General features: G+C 49.5%; 26 protein-coding genes. 22 read left to right on the top strand and 4 right to left on the bottom strand.

Going from position 1 to position 21,979, the window contains the following annotated elements; all coding sequences use genetic code 11:
• Positions 1 to 527 precede the first annotated feature (527 nt).
• Together NWE92_07720 and NWE92_07715 are read right to left on the bottom strand one after the other, a co-directional pair.
• Positions 528 to 929, bottom strand: a complete 402-nt coding sequence (locus tag NWE92_07720) for a Zn-ribbon domain-containing OB-fold protein (protein ID MCW4029519.1) — start codon at positions 927 to 929, stop codon at positions 528 to 530.
• Complete coding sequence (locus tag NWE92_07715) at positions 929 to 2,104, bottom strand: thiolase domain-containing protein (protein ID MCW4029518.1); 1,176 nt, start codon at positions 2,102 to 2,104, stop codon at positions 929 to 931. The genes NWE92_07720 and NWE92_07715 overlap by 1 nt, the downstream gene beginning before the upstream one ends.
• 287 nt (positions 2,105 to 2,391) lie before the next feature.
• Here NWE92_07715 and larA point away from each other — a divergent pair, with 287 nt between their 5' ends.
• Together larA and NWE92_07705 are read left to right on the top strand one after the other, a co-directional pair.
• Positions 2,392 to 3,663: a nickel-dependent lactate racemase gene (gene larA, locus NWE92_07710; GenBank protein MCW4029517.1), complete on the top strand. Its 1,272-nt coding sequence runs from the start codon at positions 2,392 to 2,394 to the stop codon at positions 3,661 to 3,663.
• 105 nt (positions 3,664 to 3,768) lie between these two features.
• Complete coding sequence (locus NWE92_07705) at positions 3,769 to 4,248, top strand: GNAT family N-acetyltransferase (protein ID MCW4029516.1); 480 nt, start codon at positions 3,769 to 3,771, stop codon at positions 4,246 to 4,248.
• A gap of 228 nt (positions 4,249 to 4,476) precedes the next feature.
• On the opposite strand, the gene NWE92_07700 is transcribed toward NWE92_07705, so the two are convergent.
• A complete protein-coding gene (locus tag NWE92_07700) occupies positions 4,477 to 4,674 on the bottom strand; it encodes a hypothetical protein (GenBank protein MCW4029515.1) in 198 nt (65 codons plus the stop codon).
• A gap of 130 nt (positions 4,675 to 4,804) precedes the next feature.
• On the opposite strand from NWE92_07700, the gene NWE92_07695 reads away from it, so the two are divergent.
• The 20 genes from NWE92_07695 to NWE92_07600 all read left to right on the top strand — a co-directional run bounded on the left by NWE92_07695 (position 4,805) and on the right by NWE92_07600 (position 20,534).
• Positions 4,805 to 5,965: a DUF2213 domain-containing protein gene (locus NWE92_07695; GenBank protein MCW4029514.1), complete on the top strand. Its 1,161-nt coding sequence runs from the start codon at positions 4,805 to 4,807 to the stop codon at positions 5,963 to 5,965.
• Between the two features lie 47 nt (positions 5,966 to 6,012).
• The gene (locus NWE92_07690) at positions 6,013 to 6,444 is read left to right on the top strand and encodes a DUF2190 family protein (GenBank protein ID MCW4029513.1); all 432 of its coding nucleotides are present in this window, start codon (positions 6,013 to 6,015) and stop codon (positions 6,442 to 6,444) included.
• Between the two features lie 5 nt (positions 6,445 to 6,449).
• Positions 6,450 to 7,403, top strand: coding sequence for a phage major capsid protein (locus tag NWE92_07685; protein MCW4029512.1), 954 nt, complete (start codon positions 6,450 to 6,452; stop codon positions 7,401 to 7,403).
• Between the two features lie 88 nt (positions 7,404 to 7,491).
• Positions 7,492 to 7,713 carry a hypothetical protein gene (locus NWE92_07680; GenBank protein ID MCW4029511.1) on the top strand — a complete coding sequence of 74 codons (222 nt, stop codon included), beginning with the start codon at positions 7,492 to 7,494 and terminating at the stop codon, positions 7,711 to 7,713.
• Positions 7,710 to 8,927, top strand: coding sequence for a hypothetical protein (locus NWE92_07675; GenBank protein MCW4029510.1), 1,218 nt, complete (start codon positions 7,710 to 7,712; stop codon positions 8,925 to 8,927). The genes NWE92_07680 and NWE92_07675 overlap by 4 nt, the downstream gene beginning before the upstream one ends.
• Complete coding sequence (locus tag NWE92_07670) at positions 8,920 to 9,150, top strand: hypothetical protein (GenBank protein ID MCW4029509.1); 231 nt, start codon at positions 8,920 to 8,922, stop codon at positions 9,148 to 9,150. Before NWE92_07675 ends, NWE92_07670 begins: the two co-directional genes overlap by 8 nt.
• A gap of 2 nt (positions 9,151 to 9,152) precedes the next feature.
• Positions 9,153 to 11,225 carry a hypothetical protein gene (locus NWE92_07665; GenBank protein ID MCW4029508.1) on the top strand — a complete coding sequence of 691 codons (2,073 nt, stop codon included), beginning with the start codon at positions 9,153 to 9,155 and terminating at the stop codon, positions 11,223 to 11,225.
• Between the two features lie 229 nt (positions 11,226 to 11,454).
• Complete coding sequence (locus NWE92_07660; GenBank protein ID MCW4029507.1) at positions 11,455 to 11,808, top strand: hypothetical protein; 354 nt, start codon at positions 11,455 to 11,457, stop codon at positions 11,806 to 11,808.
• 2 nt (positions 11,809 to 11,810) lie between these two features.
• Positions 11,811 to 13,226: a hypothetical protein gene (locus NWE92_07655; GenBank protein MCW4029506.1), complete on the top strand. Its 1,416-nt coding sequence runs from the start codon at positions 11,811 to 11,813 to the stop codon at positions 13,224 to 13,226.
• Positions 13,223 to 14,194 (top strand): hypothetical protein, encoded by a 972-nt coding sequence (locus NWE92_07650; protein MCW4029505.1) that lies wholly within the window; start codon positions 13,223 to 13,225, stop codon positions 14,192 to 14,194. Before NWE92_07655 ends, NWE92_07650 begins: the two co-directional genes overlap by 4 nt.
• A gap of 5 nt (positions 14,195 to 14,199) precedes the next feature.
• Complete coding sequence (locus NWE92_07645) at positions 14,200 to 15,057, top strand: phage tail tube protein (GenBank protein ID MCW4029504.1); 858 nt, start codon at positions 14,200 to 14,202, stop codon at positions 15,055 to 15,057.
• A gap of 9 nt (positions 15,058 to 15,066) precedes the next feature.
• Positions 15,067 to 15,540 (top strand): hypothetical protein, encoded by a 474-nt coding sequence (locus NWE92_07640; GenBank protein MCW4029503.1) that lies wholly within the window; start codon positions 15,067 to 15,069, stop codon positions 15,538 to 15,540.
• Between the two features lie 51 nt (positions 15,541 to 15,591).
• Complete coding sequence (locus NWE92_07635; GenBank protein MCW4029502.1) at positions 15,592 to 15,960, top strand: HK97 gp10 family phage protein; 369 nt, start codon at positions 15,592 to 15,594, stop codon at positions 15,958 to 15,960.
• Positions 15,957 to 16,499: a hypothetical protein gene (locus NWE92_07630; protein ID MCW4029501.1), complete on the top strand. Its 543-nt coding sequence runs from the start codon at positions 15,957 to 15,959 to the stop codon at positions 16,497 to 16,499. The genes NWE92_07635 and NWE92_07630 overlap by 4 nt, the downstream gene beginning before the upstream one ends.
• Position 16,500: 1 nt before the next feature.
• Positions 16,501 to 18,087, top strand: a complete 1,587-nt coding sequence (locus NWE92_07625) for a hypothetical protein (GenBank protein MCW4029500.1) — start codon at positions 16,501 to 16,503, stop codon at positions 18,085 to 18,087.
• Between the two features lie 10 nt (positions 18,088 to 18,097).
• The gene (locus tag NWE92_07620) at positions 18,098 to 18,265 is read left to right on the top strand and encodes a hypothetical protein (protein MCW4029499.1); all 168 of its coding nucleotides are present in this window, start codon (positions 18,098 to 18,100) and stop codon (positions 18,263 to 18,265) included.
• Between the two features lie 99 nt (positions 18,266 to 18,364).
• Positions 18,365 to 19,048, top strand: a complete 684-nt coding sequence (locus tag NWE92_07615) for a hypothetical protein (protein MCW4029498.1) — start codon at positions 18,365 to 18,367, stop codon at positions 19,046 to 19,048.
• Positions 19,049 to 19,050: 2 nt separating this feature from the next.
• Positions 19,051 to 19,374, top strand: coding sequence for a hypothetical protein (locus NWE92_07610; protein MCW4029497.1), 324 nt, complete (start codon positions 19,051 to 19,053; stop codon positions 19,372 to 19,374).
• Between the two features lie 82 nt (positions 19,375 to 19,456).
• Positions 19,457 to 19,972: a hypothetical protein gene (locus tag NWE92_07605; protein MCW4029496.1), complete on the top strand. Its 516-nt coding sequence runs from the start codon at positions 19,457 to 19,459 to the stop codon at positions 19,970 to 19,972.
• A 436-nt stretch (positions 19,973 to 20,408) separates the two neighbouring features.
• Positions 20,409 to 20,534: a hypothetical protein gene (locus NWE92_07600; GenBank protein MCW4029495.1), complete on the top strand. Its 126-nt coding sequence runs from the start codon at positions 20,409 to 20,411 to the stop codon at positions 20,532 to 20,534.
• A gap of 320 nt (positions 20,535 to 20,854) precedes the next feature.
• On the opposite strand, the gene NWE92_07595 is transcribed toward NWE92_07600, so the two are convergent.
• Positions 20,855 to 21,922, bottom strand: coding sequence for a pentapeptide repeat-containing protein (locus tag NWE92_07595; protein ID MCW4029494.1), 1,068 nt, complete (start codon positions 21,920 to 21,922; stop codon positions 20,855 to 20,857).
• Positions 21,923 to 21,979 lie beyond the last annotated feature (57 nt).

The following is a 21,979-nucleotide window of genomic DNA, read 5'->3' as shown; positions in this document are numbered from 1 at the left end:
AACCAAGCAATTTTGCTATGTTTTGGCAAAATTTATATGCTAAAGCAGCAAATTAGACAGGGCTGGGAGGTAAACAACAACGGACACTACGCTTCCAAAAAAAGGCGCCGTCATAAAATGCACATGCGGGTTCGAAATTCCAATTATCCCAAATGTTGAAGCAGTGGGAGGCGCCATAGATGCCCACATTGAAGAACACCGAAGGCTCTGCAAAGACCCCCTCCAACGTTCAACAGTAGCTAAACAAATACATGACCATCTCTTCAAGGCGCTTTTTGAAAAAATCATTCAAGTTTAGTGACCGCGCTCGCTACGGTTTTCACGGCGTTACACATAAATCAAACGAGCTAGCACTATATCCCTTGGTGAGGACTGCGGATGTTGGGAGTTTTCTCTCTTCCTGAATTTGAGATTTTTTCCGGCATCATGTTCTCACCAAGTTAACAATGATATTTTTTAAAAAATAGACTCCGGCGCCCTATATCTTGTCGATAACTCCCGCCTTAAAAAAATAATGAATTTTAGGCTTACGGTTTGAAGCAGTAACGGGGCCATTGAGGCCACTGCTGCGGCGAACTGCAGGTACCGAAGTCCAGCGTGAGTTCCATGCCGATTTTAAGCTGCTCCTGCCCGAGACCCTGAATCATGCCGGGAATTTTAAGGCCGGTCTCAAGTTCAACGATGCCGACGGCGTAAGGCGTTAGGCTTTGGAATTGCTGAGGCGCAACATGAATTACGGTGTATGTGAGTAGTTTGCCTTTGCCGTTGATAGGTAGCCACTGGAATTGTTGACTATAACAGTTGTCGCATAGGGGGCGCGGGGGGAGGTGGATTTTGCCGCAAGTTAAGCATTTGCCAGCCATCAGTTTGCCTTGGGATAGGAACTTGTAGAATTGCTCAATCGTAAAGGGGTCGGTTGGGTTACTCATTATTGGTCTCTCCTGTATATGTGCACAGACGCGGTAGCGCCTGAACCGCCGATGTTTTGGGTTAACCCGATTTGGGCGTCTTGTACTTGGCGCCGGTCGGCTTGGTCTGTGAGTTGCAGATACATCTCGTATGCCTGTGCGGTGCCTGTTGCGCCGACGGGGTGACCTTTGGATTTTAAGCCGCCGCTGGTGTTGACTGGTAAGATGCCGCCGAGGCGGGTTGCGCCGCTTTCAACGTATTTGCCTGCTTCTCCTACTTTGCAGAAGCCAAGGTCCTCGTAATGTATCAATTCTGCGATGGTGAAGCAGTCATGGACTTCTGCTAAATTCACCTGTTCGGGCGTGATTTGAGCCATCTGATAGGCTTCTTTAGCGGCGAGTTTAGTAGAGTTAAGCGAGGTGAAACTTTTGCGTTGATAGAGCCCAATGGTATCGGTTGCTTGACCGCTGCCAACGATTTGGACGGTTTGGTCACTGTATTTTTTGGCAAGCTCAGGCTTTGAAAGGATGATGCAACTGGCGCCGTCAGAGATAAGCGAGCAGTCATAGAGTTTAAGGGGCCACGCCACATACTTGGAAGCCATAACGGTTTGGAGACTTACTTCTTTTTGCATATGTGCTTTGGGGTTGAGGCTACCGTGATAGTGGTTTTTGACGGCTACTGTACTAATTTGTTCCTCGGTAGTCCCGTAAGCATGCATGTGCGCGGTTGCCATCAACGCGAAGAGTCCGGGGAAGGTGATGCCGTGGAATTGTTCAAAGGGATAATCAGATGCCATGGCGAGGTATTCGGTGACTTCGGCGGTGGTGCGATGAGTCATCTTCTCAACTCCCCCGACTACCACCACGTCTGCTAAGCCAGAGAGAACTGCATAGACGCCTGAGCGTAGGGCGGCGCCTGATGAGCCGCATGCGGCTTCGGTGCGGGTGGCTGGAACGCCTGCGAGACCTGCCCAATCTGCTATGGTGCTTCCCGTGTGGCCTTGGTGTTCGTAGGCTTCGCCCATGTGCCCCACGAAGAGGGCTTTTATGTCGCTTTTAGGCTGCAGTTTGGGGCAGCGGTCAAAGGCTTCTTTGGCGGCTTCGCTGAATAGTTCACGAGTTAATAAGCCGTCGCGTTTTCCAAATTTTGACATGCCGGCGCTGATTATGCTGACGAGTGGTTTACCATTCAAACCCTGTGTACCTCTCCTCTAATTCAATATGAAAATGCCACGGCGCAATAAAAACCATATCAGCCAAACGCAAACTCAACAGAACACAAAGTGTGACGGGCCCCCTTTCGAGTGTAGGTGTGTTTTGTTGCGTTTCCGATTCGCTTTACATAGCCTTCTTTTTGAAATTGGGTAATCGTTAGTAACTGTTAAAAAAGCAAAAAGGTCAAGCCGCCCAGAGGTTGTGGGGGTTTAATAAGGCTTAATAGTTTCTTAAGGTGAGTAGATGATAATATGCGTGACTAGCCATGGTTGATGTTTGGTTACCTTACGGAAAAACCGATGTTTGTGTCCGGATTCCCGCCCGAAACCTGCTAGGCACAATTGAACCTGCGGAGCGCCAAGGCGTAGCGGACCCAAAAGCCGAAGTGGAACGTGCCCTCAAAGAACCCATAGGAACCAAACTTCTACGTGAAATAGCCAAGCCAGAAAGCAAAGTCGCCATAGTCGTAGACGACGCCACCCGAAAATCTCCCAGTCAAACCCTAATATTGCCCGTGTTAGCGGAACTCGGCGCTGCAGGGGTAAAAGACGAGAACATCACGGTAATTTTTGGCTGTGGAACCCATCGGGCAGCTAAGCCTGAAGAAGCCAAAGAGTTACTCGGCGAAGAAGTGCTCAAACGCGTAAAAGCCATTAGCCATGATTGCCGCGCCCCCGACTTAGTCAATATTGGAACCACTAAGACGCAAGGTAACAAAGTCCTGGTTAACCGTGTATTCGCCGAAGCCGATGTCCGTGTGCTGCTTGGCGATGTGAACCTTCACTACTATGCTGGATACGGCGGAGGCAGAAAAAGCGTCTTGCCCGCTGTGGCTGGCGAAGAAACAATAAAAGTCAACCATGCCCTAATGGTCAACTCCAACGCCTTCACAGGCAACCTGCAAGACAACCCCGTCCACATCGACATGATGGAGGCAGCGCGGCTGGCAAAAGTAGATTTTATCCTCAACGTAGTCGAAAACAAAAAGGGCGAAATCGTAAAAGCGTTCGCAGGCGATTTAGAAGCCGCATTTATGGAAGGCGTAAAATTAGTTGATGAATTGTACCGAGTCACTGTGGACCGCCGTGCTGACATAGTGGTCCTTAGTGCAGGCGGATACCCCGCGGACATCAACCTATATCAGGCACTCAAAAGCGTTGAAAACGTTTTAGATGTCGTAAAGCGAAACGGCGTAATCATTCTAGTAGCGGAATGTACAGAGGGCGTTGGAAATCAAGTGTTTTACGATTGGATGACGCGACTCAGCGACATAAAAAGCGCAGAACGTGAAGTGCGGCGCAACTTCGTGATGGGCGGACACAAAGTCTACTATCTCCTGAGAGCGTTGCAAAATCACCCAATAATCTTAGTTTCATCCATGCCCGATTACTACGCCACTAGCATATTCAAACTAAAAACTGCCCGAGCCGTCAACGATGCCCTCAACGAGGCGCTCAAGCTTGCCGGTTCAGCTTCAAGAGTTTGGGCTATGCCACAGGGCAACTACACTTTGCCAGTGTATAAGTCGCTTGAATAAACCAAATTATAATGCCCTTTGCGGCGGCTACTTTGAAGCGACAGTAACTGTTTTAAGCGTAACCTTTATGTTGGGATGGTGAAATCCTGTTAGCAAGGCGAAACGATGCAGCAAGCTTTCACACTCCGCAAATTTGTTCCCGACGACTTACAAAATGTCATGCAGATTAACCGTGTATGTCTCCCCGAAAACTACACTGACTTCTTCTTCGTGGATCTCCATCAGAGATTCCCTGAAACATTCGTTGTTGCCGAAGAAAACGGACACATAATCGGCTACATAATGTGCCGTATTGAAGTTGGATTATCAAACTATGGCTTTGGCGGTTTAGTCCGCAAGGGACATGTGGTTTCCATCGCGGTTATGCCTCAGAGTAGACGCAAAGGCGTCGCCCAAGCAATAATCAACAAGGCGCTCCAAGGTATGGAGTATTATAAGGCTAAACAGGGCTTCTTGGAAGTCCGCGTAACCAATGAAGCGGCGATTTCGCTCTACAAGAAACTTGGTTTCGAAATTACCCGAACCATCAACGGGTACTATAGTGACGGCGAAGACGCCTACGTCATGACCAAAAAATTAGCCTAAACAGTTTTTATCCTTTTTTGGTTAATCGATGGGGATTGGGCAGGTTCCACGCTTTTTTGATAAGGACGAAAGGAAAAGGAAAGCGCCTTACCGTTTTGGCGCAGGCCTGCCCAACTGGGAGGCTGTTCTTCTATAGTCGAGTTAGAAACGAATCGGATATAAAATAATGTGATTACAGTATGATGCAACAACCAACCAAACAATTAACCCAAATATCCACCGTAGACCTCAGGTCTGGTCGGTTTTGAAAGTTTTCTTGCGATGCAACGCCTCCGACATCAAACTCAACTGCTTAACATAATCCATAAGCGCCATCCTCATCGCTTCGCTCTCACTGGTTCCCAGCCGAGTGGACAATTCGCAGAGGATTTCTCGCTGTTCTTTACTTAACACGACTTTAACTACACATTTTCTAACCATATCCATTTTCTCTCCCTAGTTTCACCCCGCCGAAGGGACCACAGGTGACCCCCCGCATGGGCTAAAGCACGGTACAACTCGCCTTTTCACTTTGACGCCATATATGCTTGGTATTAGTCGTGTGAGGTATAGCAAAATGCCATGGGAAGAAACATCAAAAACGATACAAAGCGGGCATAAAAACCCCCAAAACTTCCAGCCCCAAACCCTAAAAACAATCAACTTAAACGAGGCCGAAGGAATCCAAGCCGTCGTCGGCAAACCACTAGACAAGGATACCCAAGAAATCCAAAGCTACCTATTTAGCAAAGACAAGGGTTGGACGCTGCAAGCTGCGCAGGAATGGTTTGAGAAGCATTTCACAGGCGCCAAAGAGCATGTTTGCGCGGTTCTGCCCTTTGTGATTGCCGAAAAAGTTCTCGATAAGCCCCTTCGTATCCAAGGCATCGCCCTAGCAGCGGGGATGAGTCGCAACTTCAACATCTACACCCCCGAGGAGCTAGAGGCATTTGCCAGCAAACTACTCGAAGCACCTGTATACCTTGAACACGTCACTGCCCAAGACGCCGTGGGCAAAGTAACAAAGACCCAATGGGACGGCAAAAGCCTTCTCTACACCGCGGAAATATACGATGAAGAAACCGCATCGAAAATCCGCAACGGCTTAATCAAGCACGTGAGTGTCGGCGCAGACTATGAAACCATCGATTTAGTCAACGGCAAAGTGCCACATGGCCTCTACAACGCAGAGATGAGCCTCGTCGCCGTCCCCGGCGTCCCCCAAACTAACATTGAAATCATCGAAAAACTCCACCTAAAAGAACAAGAAACCCTGCCCATTATAGTCGGCGAATACACGCTGGGTTTCTATCAAGATATCGCCCTGTTTATGCCCGAACACTATAGCACGGTATGGCTGAACCGAGAAAACGGAATATTGGCGATAATGGGTAAACCCCGCAGCCAACCCGAACTTCAACGTACCCAAGCCATCTATTTCTCGCAAGAAAAAAGGTGGGATCAAAACAAAATCCGCGACTGGCTCCAACTACACCCCAGCTACCTGACCCCCCTCTCAGGTGCCCAGGCTGCAACACTCGCGGAGGGCTTCTTCAAAAAACCCGCCGAACCCACCATACCCGTAAGCCAAGCCATACGCCTCCTTGAGGCAGTGTTACCCAGCCATCTGGTTCAGCGGAGTTGGAGTTTAGGTCCCCAACGCATGTGCCAAGAGCTCTCCCGTGTACTCTTCAAGCTCAAAGCAATGCAGGATAGTCACAAAGTTGACCGTAAGTAACTGAGGACGAACTCGGAGAACACGCACTAAAAAGGGAGTAACACAAAATGACTGATTTTACCTCTAAAAGCTGGATGAGTATAGGCGAAACCGACGACCCCCACGCAGCCATAGAATCAATCGAAGCTGAAGCAGCCATAACCAAAGGTGACCCAGTCTATTACAGCAGCGACCACAAAGTCTCCTCTGCAGCCGCCGCTCAAACCTGCATCGGCATCGCGCTAAAAAGCGTCTCCACAGGCGAGCAATGCCCCGTTTTGACCCATGGCAGAGTCAAAGTCAAAGCTGGCGGCGTCATAACCCGCGGCAAAGCCGTTTACGCAGCAGACGCCTCCAAACGCGTCCTTGAATTGACTGAACAAGCCGTAAACGAGGCAGGCACCGCAAGCTACACCATCTACTATAACCGTCGCCTTGGAACCGCCCAAGAAACCACCGCCGCAGCAGACGACTTACTCTTCATAAAAGTTGAACGGTGACCGCCATGAAACCCCACTTGTTTGAATCTCTCCAGCAAAACGCTGAATTCAAAGAACACCTCGAAACCCAACGTCACAAAACCAATGTCCACCCCTTCCTTAAACGCTACTGCGAAGTAGGCATAAAAGAAGGCTTATTCAGTGACTCCATCTCTGCTTTGGGTCGTTTGCATGACACGCTTGTGCAAGCTGCCTACCCCGAATTAATCGGCAGAGACATAATCACAGTAATGCCCACCACAGTCCCTATGGAACGGTTCCCAATTGACCAAAAAGCAGTAGCCTATCGATATGCCGAAGGAGCCGCCACCCGTCTGAGCGGAACAAAAAACAGCACTGTTGATGTCTACACCAACATCTTGGCTGAATCTTCAGAGGAATGGACCCGAGAGTTTTTGGAGGATGCAAGCTGGAACGTCATGAACAGCATGGTCGAAAAAGTAGGCCGCGCACTAGGAGAAGACGAAACCAACCGCATCATCGCCCTCTACGGTTCAGTTGCAGACGCAGACTTAGCGGGCGGAGCCCCCATAAACCAAGGCAACGCCGCCATGAACTGGGCTGGGCTTCTAAAAATGCACAATGCTCTACGCGCTGCAAACTGGAAACCCACTGTACTCGCCGTCAACGAAATTCAACTTCACCAACTCTTGAGTGATGACAAATTCATTCACGCCCAATATTTGCCCTCCGCGCAGACCAACCTCGACGACGGAACCGTTACCAGCGTGCTTGGCATGCGCGTCCAAGCCAGCACACTTGTCCCCAACGGCACCGCATATGCCCTTGACACCCGAGTCGCCTCTGTCATGCTGCTACGCCGAGACATAACCGTGGACGACTGGGAAGACATCAAAAACGGCAAATATGGCGTCCGCGCCACCACCCGCTTCGGATTAGGCGTGCTGCGCAGCAACGCCATCGCCAAACTCACCAACATAGCCACCACCCTCACATAGGCAGGCAACATCATGACCACTCCATTTCCCCAATTTTTTTGTAATCTAAAACTCGAGGTCGAAACATATGAGAAGATTAAATGAAAGAATGAACCTGGCAAAAACCGTATTGCATGAACTTAGTCGACAGCCGCTTTCCCGAACCGCACTTGAACAGCGAACCATCCGCAAAGCAGGTACGCATGCCTCCTTTGAAGGCATATTCCGCTATCTCATTGAAGGTAGTTACGTGCAGAAAAGTGAACCCAAACACCGCTCCGACTACATCATAACTGAGAAGGGCAGCAAACTCTTGGAGGCCATCACATGAGCAGCACGCTTCGTCGCCTTTTGGAGTCGTTTGCGGTTAAGGCTAAAAGCGGCTACGCATCCCCCCAAACTGCCCTCGTCTACGAGACGCCCTCTATCCCCCTAGCGGATGTGATTAAACTCTACGAGCGGGATCCTTCCTGCAAATCAAGCGTAGACCTCTTAGCGGCATCCGCAGTTGGCTCCGGCTTCTACACCACCATAAACGATGATTACGAAAAAGCCGCCCAAGCCAAACAAGTCATAGATAACTTTAACGAAAACGTGAACCTGGACGCTTTGCTCGGAGACATGGCGCGGATGCTTATTGCATGCGGTAATGATTTCTGGCTCAAACTTACCCCCCAAAACACCCAGAACCTCCACCGCCTACCCGTGGACGCTGTAGAGCGCATTCAGCAAAGCTACCTTGACGATAAAGTCCTCAAAGTGCCCTACAAGATTGAGGGCTATAAGCTTAGGCAAACCTACGGTGGCGAAACCCTATCCCAAGACGCGTTAGTCCATTGGCGTATTAACTGCCTTGATTACTCGGGCTACGGCACGGGCGTGTTACAGGTGCTTTTGCACTCGTTAACTTTCCATGGCGACAAACGCCCCGCCTACGCCGCTATGAAAGCCAGAATCGAGCGTATTATGCCCAAGATTTTTGAGAAATATGCTGGACCAGACGTTTTGGCGCTTCTAGAACGTGCTGACGATGACACAATCGCCAAGTTTCAGCAAGCCATCAAAACCCGTAGCGAAGAAGGCGCCTGGCTTTTCTACAACGGCAAAGGCAGCATCCAACCTGTCTCGATTGACCCTCGTGCCCGCTTCGAATACTACGTTGACCATATTATCAACCAATTCTATCTTGGCTGCGAAACTCCGTTGCCCCGCCTCTTTAGTACACCGGGTTTCACAGAAGCCTCCGCTAACGCCGCGCTGGAACTTCAAAACATGCTAATTCAGCCCATCCAACGCTACATTAAACGCCAAGTAGAACGTGAACTCTTCGATACCATACTTTTGCAGGCAGGGTTGAGTCCTTCGCAAGCTCAAGCACGCCTACATTGGAGTCCCTACAAAACCCAGCAACCAAGCCTCACTGACCTTCTACAAGCCGCAAGCCAAGGCCTCATTCGCCAAGAGGAATTTCGCAAAAACGCCGCCAAATTCGGTTGGCAACTCTGGGAACCTACCCCTCCACTTGAGGTGACCGCAGATGACTGAGGTACCCTACGGGCATTACGAGGAAGCTTACAGAGCTATCCACAGTGCCTTGATGGGTTTGACGTGTCCACCGCCAGGGCGTAAACTTACCAAACTCGGTTTCACTTGGAACACTACCGGAACAGTTGCCACCCTCTCCGCATATGATGGTACATACCTGATGTTTACGTTGACTTTCACTTGGAACGCTGATGGGACTCTGCAGCAGATTGTGAGGTCTTAACGATGAGTGTGCCTTCTTTTGACTTGGGTGGAGTTATTCTGCCTTTAGGCGATGCTGGGAAGAGTCTATTTCCTCCACGAACAAGTCTCAACATAGAGCCTATAGAAGCATTTTCCTATACGCCATATACCCTGCTCAAATACGACGAGAACACTATGCTGATTGGTACTACTGACGCTAAAGTGTTTAAGGCGATTAGGTGCGGTAGCGGTCTTTACTTTGAGAAAATATTCGACGGGAGCCCATCCTCTGGCTCAACTTTTGTGCACAAGAGCTCATCAGGGCATTTGTTTGTTAGTATCGCTTCAGGTTCAAATACGGATGGGAAAGTGTGGCGAAGCACCAATCAAGGTGCGACTTGGACAAGTGTCTTAACGCTTTCTTCGACTAAACCTGACTCAACCACACAAAACAACGGGTCTGTGCCGACCTTTAACTTTGTGGACTTAGGTAACGGCAGGCACTTGCTCGGTGAATGGTGCGATTTTACGGCCCCCCTAATCTATATCTCTACCGACTACGGCGCAACTTGGAGCGTTTGGACAAACTTTACGACAATGTTTCCGCTCTATGCGGTTCCCTCGCCGCTTAGCCCGACTAACTTTTACGACATGCGGCATATTCACAGCATGAATTGGATTCCTGAAACCCACACGTTAATTGTTGCCATAGGCGATTCGGGACATAGCATGTGGAAGTATGCAGGCAACCCAGCGGATTCAACCGACGCAACCGACCCAACGAATGCCGCTAACTGGACAAATGTGTGTGGCCACAACGGATACTGTGCATTCATCAACATGGGCGACTACACAATTTACTTCGGTGACGGTTGGACACCCGCGATAAAGTACACTCATGTAACCAACACATGGGCACCCGTTTTTAATCCCCTAGTCGGTATCTGCTCTGCAAACGTAATTTTCAAACATATCGTTTTTGACTCGGAAAACGGCGTTCTATACGCAGGAACAGACAATTCGCCTAACCCTGCAGCAGGCGGCTATGACACGTACCAATCGATTATTGTGTCTTTTGATTTAGGTAACAGTTGGAAGGTGCTGACACGCCTAAAAGCTACTGCTGACCATACAAGTGCAAGCGTTGACCTATGCTTATTTGGCGACTACATATATTTCGCTGATAGAAATGCAGGCGCAACTTATCCGTTGGGAAGGTTTAAGCGTTTAACTCGTGCTGAAGCCAACTATATAATCGATGGGGCTGACAAATTTAGTTGCTCCACTTTTGGAGCCGGCGGCATAGCAGTTTCATCGCGAACGCTTTTAGACGCTATAATCACCGTTACCTCGGCATCGGTTACTAATTTGCTGGTAAATCCGAACTTTAATTCGGGGCCTTATGTGTCTACGCCTTCGGGTTGGACTGCTATGGGTTCTGTGTGGACGAGTGGTTCAGTCACGTTTAGCGATGGCGGTGCGGGTATTTTGGGTAGTCACAGTATTATGGCGACTTTGACGGGCTACGGCAGCAACGCCTACCTGTATCAAGGCTATAATAATTTGCCTGCTGGAACATACGTTGCATTCTGTTGGGTTAAAATCAATACTGGAGTATATCCTCATCTTAGGCACTCATTGTATGCTACGCATAGTGGTGTTGATTTGGGTTCCCATGGCGCCTACCTAAACGAGTATTATGTAGGAAACTTTAGGCTTTTGACTCTTAGTTTTGTGAATCCGGTGCAGCAACTTGTCAACGTCAAGTACAACTTTATTTCTTCTGGCAGTTCCTCCGCATATACAATTGATGCTGGTATGCCTCTGCAGATTACTGTTTGTGCTTTCGGACTATATGCCTATCCTGATGCAACAAGCCTTGAGATCCCCGCAGTCTCGCCTTATTCGACGGGTACAACAAGTTCTGGTGCTACGGGGACGCTTTATGTTGGCAACCGAAAAATTACTTGGACATCTTTGCCTGCAACTTTGAATTTCGGCACGTTAAGTGGGTTCCTTCGCTTAGCGTTGATTTCTGGTGGGTTGGTGAATGTTGCGGTTTCGGGTTCGGGTTTGGTGAATAAGTATTTGGCTAAGGTGAAGAGTGAAGTATAGACTGAGTGTTTATCCCTGCTTTTTTGTTTTCTTTTTTTGTTGGTTTTTGGGCTGGCAAGCTTTTTGCTTGGGTAATGGCTGGTTTTTTAATCTATTTCAAAAAAGCATTTTTATGAAATACCTTTAAAAATTAGCTTATTGTTGAAAATAGGTATTTTTCTGCCTTTATAACCTCAAAATTCTTTAAATCGCGCTTATTCGCCTGTTGTCAGCTTGAGGTAAACCCAAAATGGCAAACGTAACCTTTAGCGACGTACGCGACACCATCAATCTGACCAGCAGCGACATCCCCGACGATAAGCTGCAAAAAATGGTCAACCGCGCCGCAACCACACTCGCACTAGAACTAAACAAACCCGTCGACCCCACAGGCTGCACTGACGCAGAAAAAGAATTCATAACCCTGCTCTCCGCAGTCTACGCAATCTGCTACTTAACAGGCGGCTCCGCAGTCGGGTTAAACTTCAGCGTTGGCGACCAAAACATCAGCGTAGCAGGCAACACGCCGCCCCTCGCCGTCCTCCAAGCTGAAGTCGAACGTCTCCTCTGCAGCCTAAAAAAGCCCAGCCTCCGGAGCGCATAGTCATGCAGGTTCCCGAAGTCTACTACCAATTTGTCATGGACAACGCCCCCTACCTCTATGTAGACCCCCAAACGGGGCCCGATTTGACGTGGGGCAAAGCAGCATTTGCCGCTGGGTTTGGGGTGGATTTTCTCTATGAAGCCTACTTTAACTTGCAGTTTGAAGACCGCAGCAGTGAAATTGAAGCTAAAATCGTGGAACTCGCCGACTGGCTGCTCACCCAACAAGTACAAGACCGCCAGAAAGCGACGTTTGGCGGGTTTGTATGCACCGAAAACGGCGTCGCCTGCTACAGCGTGGACGTGGGCCGCGTGGTTCCTGCCTTGCTGAAAGCGTACGAGTTGACCTCGGATGGTGCCTATTTGGATGCGGCTAAACTTGCCGTGGGCACTTTTCTCTACAACATGCAACATCGCCCCTCCGAGCAAGGAGTGCATGACCGTTATCACGGTGGATTTGCCCGCGCCGTTGACGATTCGGGTGTGTGGCAGCCTCAGATGGATGTGGAATCTCTCTACAATTTGGTTGCGTTGGGCTTGCTAACGGAAGCTGACCCCGCAAACAAGGCAGCTTATCAGGTTATGGTCCAAGATGCCGCCAACTTTTACCGCCCCGGCATAGAAGCATTAGCCCTATTTTTTGATCCCCAACCAGCCGGCGACGGTGGATGGCACAGGGTAGGCTTAGGCGACGACACAGTCTACGATGACTCCATCGCCTATGCCCTCTTGGGTCTCAACGATTACGAAGGCTACAGCGGAACCGTCAAAAACGTCTATGAAGCATTAGGCGCCATTGCTGAATCGCCTCTATACCCCGCCTACAACCCCGCGGTCTGCTGGGCAGGTTACCTAAACGTCAAAACCAAAACCCCCGCCTGCAACTACTACGACGCCGTCACTGCGGGCATCCTTGGAAAAATCCGCCAACGCCACGACCAACCCTCCTACGCCCATAGCGCGCAGACCATCAGTGCCCACGCGGAGGCGTTCATGTTTTGGGGTCCCAGACACGCTGATTACGCGCCCGTTGAGGTTAAGCAGGCCATGGCGACGGTGTGCTGGCTTGGAATAATGTTTGCGGATTATGAGGCGCCCCTGACAAGGTTTGTGCAGGTGCTGGGAAGCAAAGGCGAAAACCTCACCCTTCACCCTCAAATCCAAACAGGCGACAGCCCAGTCTACGGCGAAGCCACCACAATAAAAGCCATCGTGTTGCCCCAGAAAACTGAAGAACTCCTCCTCGAACCCGGCTACCTCACCACCGACTACCTCACCCTACACGTCTACGCACCGCTCCGTCGACATGACAAAGTCACCCGCAACGGACTCGACTACGAAGTCACCACCACCCAAGACTTCACCCTAAAAGACCAAGTCCTGTTCCGCAAAGCGACGCTGCGGAGGCTACATCAATGAGCCAAACTGAAGACCCCGCCGTCACCATAATGCGGCTACTGCGGAATAATCTGCATGTGGTAAAGGATAATGGCAGTTTAGCGACAGTTACCGTGTCGGGTGAATGGCAAAACAGCGACGCGCTGCGCAGCGGCGATGGGCAGGTTACGGTGGCTTTGGCGGATTGCTTGGATAAGAAAATTGATTTAACTGGTAAAATCCGACAGCGCACCGCGGCTTTGCGGGTTAATGTTTGGGCAGCCGACATGCTAAACGCCGCTGAAGGCGGAAAAAGCCTTCGAGCCAAGCTTGTGGATGAAGTTAACCGCGTTATCTGCGAGAACCGCAACAAACCCCACGAGACCCTCTATAGCTTTGTCGGAGCAGGCGTCGGAAAAGAGGGCTCAAAAGCATTTTATGGCGACACAGAAAACCCCCCTACATCTGGATGGGCTGAACTCTCCGACAGTGAATATCAAGAATTGTGGTATAGCGACGACTCACGTTACCAAATCAGCATTTCAGAGGCAGACAAGTCGGCGGTTTTGCTGCTAGGATTCAAAATTGACAGCGCCCCCGACACTGTGAAGCAGTTAGTGTTATCTTTTGAGGGTTATGGCACGGCTCCTGGCGGCGACGGTTTCGTAGTCCAAGTTTGGAACAATGCGGCGGAGGCGTGGCAGCACAACCAGACTTCAGCGGCAACTGCAGCCGACTCGTCTGTTACCGTGGCTGTGCAGGCCGATTTGCCCGACCTCATTGATTCTGACGGTCATGTGTGGCTGCTTGTCGCTACCGTCCATGCAAGCGATGGTCAAACAGCCGCCAGCCTCTTCTGCGACTACGCCTCCTGCACCGCCCAAGTTAATGGCGTAACCTACTGTGACGTCGCTGGCTACCGAAACCTCGACCGAGTCGACCTCAAACCCCCAATTTATCGCACCGAATTCTCGGTGAAATCATGGTTTATTAAAAATATTGGAGTGTAAACAATTTGCCACAAACCTATGGTTCTCATGAAAGCCGCCTCTTCTACATTGAAGAAGCCACTTTCGGTCAAACCCCCCAAAACCCAGCGATGCTTAGCGTTCCCGCACAGAGCATTGAACCTCAAATCAACCCCAACAACATCAAACTCCGAGGCGTCGGCTCCATCGATCTGCAAGTCATAAAACGGGGCCTACGCGCAGCCACCCTAAAAATCAACTTTCCATTGCCCAGCGATTCCCCCATCAACTTCCTTCAATACACCAAAGCTGAACTCGACAAATCCCTGAGCATCCAAACCATCTACCACAAAGGCTCCTGGTCAACCGCAACCGACATCATCTCGCTGCTCTACACGGGCTGCAAATTCAACAGCGCCACCGTGGAATGCAGCGTAGAAGACGTTGTGAAGGCAACTGTTGATATTTTGGCTCAGGACATGGTGGTTTCTACAGCTAAAATTTCGGGTGCAACCTACGCCGACTACGCTGGTGCCGTGCCCTTTTATGAGAGCTACATCAAAAAAGACGCCGCGGCACTTGACCGCGTAACCGACTGGAAATTCACCATCGCAAACAACCTCAAAGCCATCCCCGTCATCCGCAGCAGCAACGGTCACCTCCTAAAGTACCTCCCCAGCAGGCAACGTGACCTAACCGGCGAAGTCGTGTTTGAGTTTGAAAGCAAAGAAGAATACGACAACATCATAAACGACACCGAATTTGACCTGGAATTTGGCTTAGGGGGCTCCTGCAAAGCCGTGTTTGGCGACTGCAAATGGGAAACCGCTTCTACGCCTACACAAATCGAGGAACTCGTCAGCCTAAAAGCCCAATTCGTAGCCAAAACCCTAACCCTCACATAGGTGAAACCGATGCGGAGACAAACCCTAACCATAGGACCCGAATACGGCGCAGAATACGTAGGCACCTACATCTTCCAAGAGCTGACGTGGGCTAAACGCAGCCGTATCATCCAAAAACACACCAAATACCACCCCCTCTCAGGACAGGTACAGAGCAGCGACTTCATCGCCATCCAAGCCGAAACCATCTGGGCAGCGCTGAAAGCTCAACCCCCAAGCAACCCGGTAACTTTGGAGAAGCTGCTGGGCGAAGAAAACGGCGTCCCCATCCCCTTGGGCGAATTATTCTCGCAGGTCGCCAACGGGTTATGTGCTTTGACGAGGGAAGAAACCTCTTTTTTATCCGAGCCCTCCGACGCCAAAAACCCCACCCCGCCATCACAGACTTTCGCCTCTGTAAAGAATTCGGCTGGACCCCAACCCAACTCGCCCAACAACCCAGCAGAGTCATCCACCAATACGTCATCATCCTCAACGAAATAGACCGCCAAGCCGAAGAAGAAAAACAACGAATAGAAAAAGAGGCAAAACAACATGAGCGTATCCATTAACGTTAACGTCTCGGGCGCCGAGGAATTCAAGGCGGCGATGAGCAGATTTGATTCAGCCATGCAGAACCGCATCCAACAGCAACTAACCAGCTGGGCGCAAAACGTGAAGACATATGCTGATCGGTTGGTGCCTGTTCGGACGGGGCATCTGCAACGCTCCATCTTTGTCAAGGTCCAGAATTGGCAGGTTCAAGTCGGTGCTGAAGCCAGTTATGCAGCTGCGGTCGAATTTGGAACTCTCTACGTCCCAGCCCGTCCCTATCTTGTGCCCGCGGTCAAAGCCCACACATCCAGCTTAGAACGCATCTTTAAAGATGCCATAGAAGCATCCAAAGCGGAGGCAAAAGTATGAGTTTTAGCGAAATCTCTATCACAGTCCAAGCTGTAAACCGCGCGAGCAACGAATTCTACCGTATCCAAACCGACGCCGAAAACCTTGCAGCCCGAATAAGAAGTCTATCTTCCGCAATCATCGGCATCGGCGCGGCGGGGATGGCTGTTGGCTACATCGCTAACCAATTTGGCATACTTGACGATGCACAAACCAAGGCTTTCACGTCTGCGATGATGATGGTCACGGTTATGGGTACCTTTATGCGAACCAGCGTAGGCGTTGCAGTGGCTCAAAAAGTGTATGCCGCCGCAACAGCTTTTGCTACAGCTGTGCAGAACAGTCTAAACATAAGCTTCGCCACGTTTCTCGCCCTAACTGGAGTCGGGGTTGCAGTGATTGTTGCGGCAGCCGCAGCCATGTACAGCTTTGCAAACAGCATGAACACCGCAACCGCCAGCGTCCAGAACTTCAACGCCCAAACTGCCGAAACCACCACGCGAACCCGAAGCATCACCCGAGCAGGCGAAGACGAACTCTACCGCCGAGGAGTCGAATAACATGAGCATCAACCCCCCTGCAGTGGCAATAGTGTTTGGCTATGTCACTCCGCCTCAAGGCGACGTAATCGAATTAACTATCCATTTCGGCTGCACCAAGGAGGTGAGTAGTTTTGAGGTGGTGTTGCAGAATTGGAATGGCAAATACAGTCCCAACGGAACCTACCCAATCACGGTCGGCTCTGACGGGAGCTTAAGTGTCGGCAGAGGCGCCACCTGCCCGCTAATGATGACCTGCCGCGTTGAGAGCCTCAAATATCAAGCCACACCAACCGAAAACTACCTCGCCGTAAGCGGGCGCTGCTGGGGCGAACGCCTCTTTCGACGCGTGGTATCAAAAACTTATGAGAACAAGAAAGGCGAAGAAATAGTCAAAGACCTCCTCGACTACTACATCGGTTTAAGCCACAACCGAGACGGCACTGAACTCGTCGAAAACACAGACACCACCTACACCCGACTCGAATACAAAGACACCCCCGTTATGGATATTCTCCAAGCTATAGCTGACAGCTCCGACAAACAAGGAACCATAGGTTATGATTTTCGTGTGGCGCCTGATGGCAAATTTGAGTTTTTCCCCAAAAACACCAAAACCAGCAACGTCAGCCTTAGTGAGCGTATCGAGAGCAGCGAATACACAAAGGATATCCTGCGCGTCCGTAACCGCGCCTCCGTGTATGGAGCAGCCGACAAAAGTGTCCCCGCAGATAAAGACGCATGGACCGAGAGTCTAACCCCCGCTGATGGTGCATGGACTGCTACATCGGGCACGCTTAGCCTCGACAGCGCCTCTAAGGTCAAAGGCACCTACAGCATCAAAACATCCGCCACCAACCTCTACTACGCTGCCTGCCAACTAACCCTTGACAGCGGCAAAGAAGTCGACGCAGACCTCTACCCCACCCTTAATCTCTGGCTAAATCGAGATGCGTCCTTCAACGGCAACATAACCCTCACCCTCTACGACAGTGACGGTTTCTCTGCAGTTCACGAAATTTCGGTGGGTGACGAGAAATGGTTCCAAACCAAAATCTCTGTCGGTGCCCAAAACGCTGACCTCTGGCAGATAGTTAGCCAATTCAACTGGGGTAAGGTTAAGCAGGTTCGTGTTACCTGTTGGTTTAGTAATGTGGGTTCGGGGAACTTTTGGGTTGATGGATTATTTTTTGGGGGACGCCAATACAGCAGCATCCAAGACGATGCCGCCAGCCAAAGCAACATCGGATTGCGCGAACTCGTCGAAGTTAACGAGGAACTCGGCAGCGACGTGGAATGCGAATCGCACGCCAAAGCGCTTTTAGCCAACCTCAAAGACCCCAACGAAACCCTCACCATCCAAAGCAGCGTGCTCGACTATGGCTACACCCCCGTTTTGTCAGGCGACCAAATCCACATCACCCTCCCCAACGAAGCCATAAACAGCGCCTTCCGCGTTGAATGCGCCGAATACAAAGTAGACGCCAAAACCCAAACCCTCCAAGTCACCCTATGTCTTGGGCGCGAAAAACCTCTGCTTGCCGACTACGTCTATGCCTTGCGCAGCCGAACTGACCGGTTGAGTCGAATAAAAACCGCCAAACCCTGAGGTGGAAGCTTTGAGTAGGCGTGTGGTTGTTGAGGTGCGGGCGGATTTGCATAAGGAGCTGCGTAAGCTTGCGGTTCTCAATGACCTTAAAATCTATGTTTTGGTGAATGCGCTCTTAGAGGATGCTGTGGGTGATGAGGAGCGTCTTCGGGGGTTGCTAAAGCGGCTGAAGGCGTAGTTTGGTGGGTGTTTTTCCCGTTTTTATTTAGTTTCGTTAAGACAGTTTTTTATATCTGTCCGTATATTTGGGTGCAGAAGAGCGAGGGAAAAGATTCATTTGACTCTTATTGTTGATGACGCTGGCAGCGGCGATTTACTTTTCGGCGTTGTAGTCGGCGCCTATCATCCCGAAACTGACCAATTCAAATACGACCTCATTGACGTGCGCTTCTATCAAGAGATCTTCCGCGAAAAAGAGTACCTGCAGGAGTCTTCACGGGTTGTCGCCAAACTGGTATCCCGCTTCGAACTCAAATCCGACGAGGAAATCCACATCTGTCAAGGCTGTATCTTTGATGTCGCTGCTGAGGAACTTCAAAAAGTCTACGGCGAAGACCGCGTTAAACGCATTCACGTTGACGGTGAAGCTCAGCGCTTAGTTGAAGTCGCTTACCTCGATGAAATCCGCAATTTAGGCTACGAGCCCATGGCGGAACGCGAAGAGAAGCGAGGCAAAAGTTTCTTCCACATGATGCGTTGGCTCAAAGATAACCCTCAAATGCTAAAGTACGCCAAAACCGGTTGGCCCCGCCTAAAAAACTATCAACTCTTCAAACCCTACCATGCCCACACGCAGCAAGCCAGCTACGCCGCCGTCTGCAGTGACTGCGGAGCCGAATGCCGTGTGCCTTTCCAACCTAAAGCTGACAAACCCATCTATTGCAAGAAATGTTGGGCCACTCATAAACCCGCTCGAAAACCCAAAACGAAAAAGGATCTAACAACTAGAAAAATAGGTTAACCATGATGAATGTGTTTTTTGATTTTAATGCAAGCTGGTATATTCTCCTGTTCAGCTTCTTGGCTGGATGGGCAACCTTGATGGTTCTACGCCGCAAATGGCGCGCTACCCATGAAGTGAAAGAGCAGTTGCTGCTCGCGTTGGGCGGCATGATTTCTTTGGCGCTTATGGAGTTCTTCGCGGTCTCCACGGGACTGTGGGACTACACGCCTGGAAATTGGCCCGTGATTCTGTGGCCCACCTACTTTGTGGCTATACTGTTTGGGTACCAACTGTTGCGAACCGTTGAACGTGTTCTGCTGCACCGAACTGTAGTCGCGATCTAAAAATCCTCTATCCCTTCTTTTGGGATTCAATTTTTAATCCTTAAATGAGTCTTTGCCCATTTTTTTTATAGGCGTGTTTTGTGTGTCTTCTTATAGTAGCCCTGTTGGCGAAGGCGTTATTGTGTGGACGGATAAACCCTGGATTGTGCCCTCAGCCATCATTCGAACCGCCACCGCCGTCGTAATCGCCATCATCATCTTGATGACCGAGTACTACACAGGCGTCGCCCTTGTTCTAGTCGCAGAGTTGCCCATCTATGTTTGGACGCTTTTGGTGTTTGTGTTTGTGTGGGCGTTGTGCCTTTTGGATTTGCTGCTCTTTTGGGTGTCTAACACCTATATTTTGCGGCGTAATGGTTTGGAGACTCGGCGGGGCATTGTGCGGTTGCATTCGTTTTGTGTTACGCCGGGGGGGTTTGGGGATTTGGCGGTTTATCAGTCGGTGGGGGGCAGGATTTTTGGGTATGGGAATTTGACGGTGAATTCGCAGGGGGCGCGGGAGACGAAGTTGATGTTGGTGAAGATGCCGTTTGCGGTGGCGGATACGATTCGGGATATTATGGGTAAGCCTGTGGTGCGCCTTGACGACTGCGCTTAGGGTTGTTTGGGCGTTTGTTCAGTTGATTGGCGACATTTATTGTCAATGGAGAGCAATAATTGGGATTTGTGGCTGTTTGTTGGGGGTATTCATACTTTTTATGAACAATTCTCAAAACCCTTTAAATAACCTCGTGTACAGTAGACTGGTAGAGCAAAACAAATCTGGTGGAAAACAAGCGAACGGTTGTGCACCGCAACCTTTGGCTTTAAGCGTGTTAGCTTCGCCATCACACTAATGGGGTATGTCCGTATCGCGTTTCGGCACGCGCTAAGAGCAACGGCGAGCTAACGTAACTTAAAAACAAACAAGCGGCAACTAACCGTTTCGCCTTCCCCTGCTCCCAACCAACCCCTTGTTGTATATACATGCATATTACAAATTCTTATAAGCCAAAAAAACTCTACACCACAAGTCCCAAGGAGGAGGCGAAACAATGCTAAGTAGAGACTGCGACGGCTGCGAAATGCTCCACATGTGCAGCGAACGCTACAAACGCGTCAGCAAAGACGAAAAAGTCTACTGCCCCGACGGAACAGCACACCTAGTCGACCAAAACTAAATTATTCTGTCCCTTGTTTTTCCTATATATCCTTCAACAGGTCTATTGGTCGATTTGAAGAGAGGATGACATATTTTGAACCTCTAAGGTTTTCCAAAACCATTCAAACTTTACGTTACAACTAAAAGCGCTATATTAGAAAAAGTCTCATTTTTCTAATGAAACACTTTAAACCGCGACAATACTTATTCATACCTGAAAATGAGTGCTTAAGTAGCTAATAACACCCGTTTTTTAGGTCAACAACGTATAGTTACCGACATTACCTATAACTGATACGTGTACGCAGGATTTTGGATCAACATCAATATCTTATCTTTTTAGATTGTGCAGTTAAGCGCTTTGTCTTCTTGTTTGATCTTTTTTGTTTTGAGATAATTTTCTGCTGGTAGGATAACTTTTTCATCAATATTCGCGAGTAAATTATCGAAATCACTATACCTATAAATATTGAGAACCCACGGATATGGTTCAAAAGTATCATACATGCCAAACACTCTGGCCGATGAGAGAAGTATTGGTTGAACTGGAACAGAAGGAAGATTTGGAACAATCGTTTTCAATTCCTGAGAAATACAGTTTGCATCTGTTAAATCAGCTATTACAAATTTTGCAATATGAGCCAACGTGGAAAGGGTCTCGCCAGTACTCTTACCTATCGGTTTGTCAAAATCAAATATAACTGGCAAATAATCACGTCTGCGCGCTTCACCCCTGATGGCATCCAAAACAGCCTTTCGCTCAGGAGTAAAACGACCAAGTATGAGTACAACCTTAGATGTTATAGTATCAATTACGCTGCGAATCTTGTTGCTATGGAGCATAAGGTAAATGAATTGAGCAACTTCAAGATTGTCAATTGTAATTTTAGGTTCATCATCAGGCGTAATCCTGAGATTTCTTTGGACCGCGTTTTCTAAACCTTTTATACCCCAAACTGAAACCCCGTAGACTTCAGATTCGGAAATGTCTGCTCCCGAGAGGTCTGCTCCTTTAATATCTGCGCCCCTAAGGTTTACTCCTCTGAGAACTGCCCCTCTAAGGTCTGTTCGGCTTAGGTTAGCACCTGTGAGGATTGCTGCACTAAGGTTTGCTTCTCTGAGATCTGCTCCGAAAAGATTTGCCTCACTTAGATTTGCCTCACTAAGGTCCGCGTCTCTAAGGTCAGCTCCAGCAAAGTTTGCTCTTACAAGGTATGCCCCGGTGAGGTTTGCTTCATTGAGGTTCGCTCCGCTTAGTTTTACTTCGTTAAGTTTTGCTTGGCTAATATTTGCTCTGCTAAGATCTGCTTCGCTAAGATCTGGTTGAACTGAAGAATTGCTTTCTCTCCAATTATTCCACGTTACTGCCCCTTGTTTTATAACTGCATAATGCTCCTCATTTACCAAGAAAACCATCCCTTCTATCTAAAGACCCTTTAGTCGTTTTCAGCTTATAAACCAATG

This window comes from Candidatus Bathyarchaeota archaeon (genome assembly GCA_026014745.1).
In the GTDB taxonomy this organism is placed as follows: Archaea; Thermoproteota; Bathyarchaeia; order Bathyarchaeales; family Bathycorpusculaceae; genus Bathycorpusculum.
The sequence above is the reverse complement of the archived record's forward strand: the minus strand, read 5'-3'. Positions and strand labels throughout refer to the sequence as shown.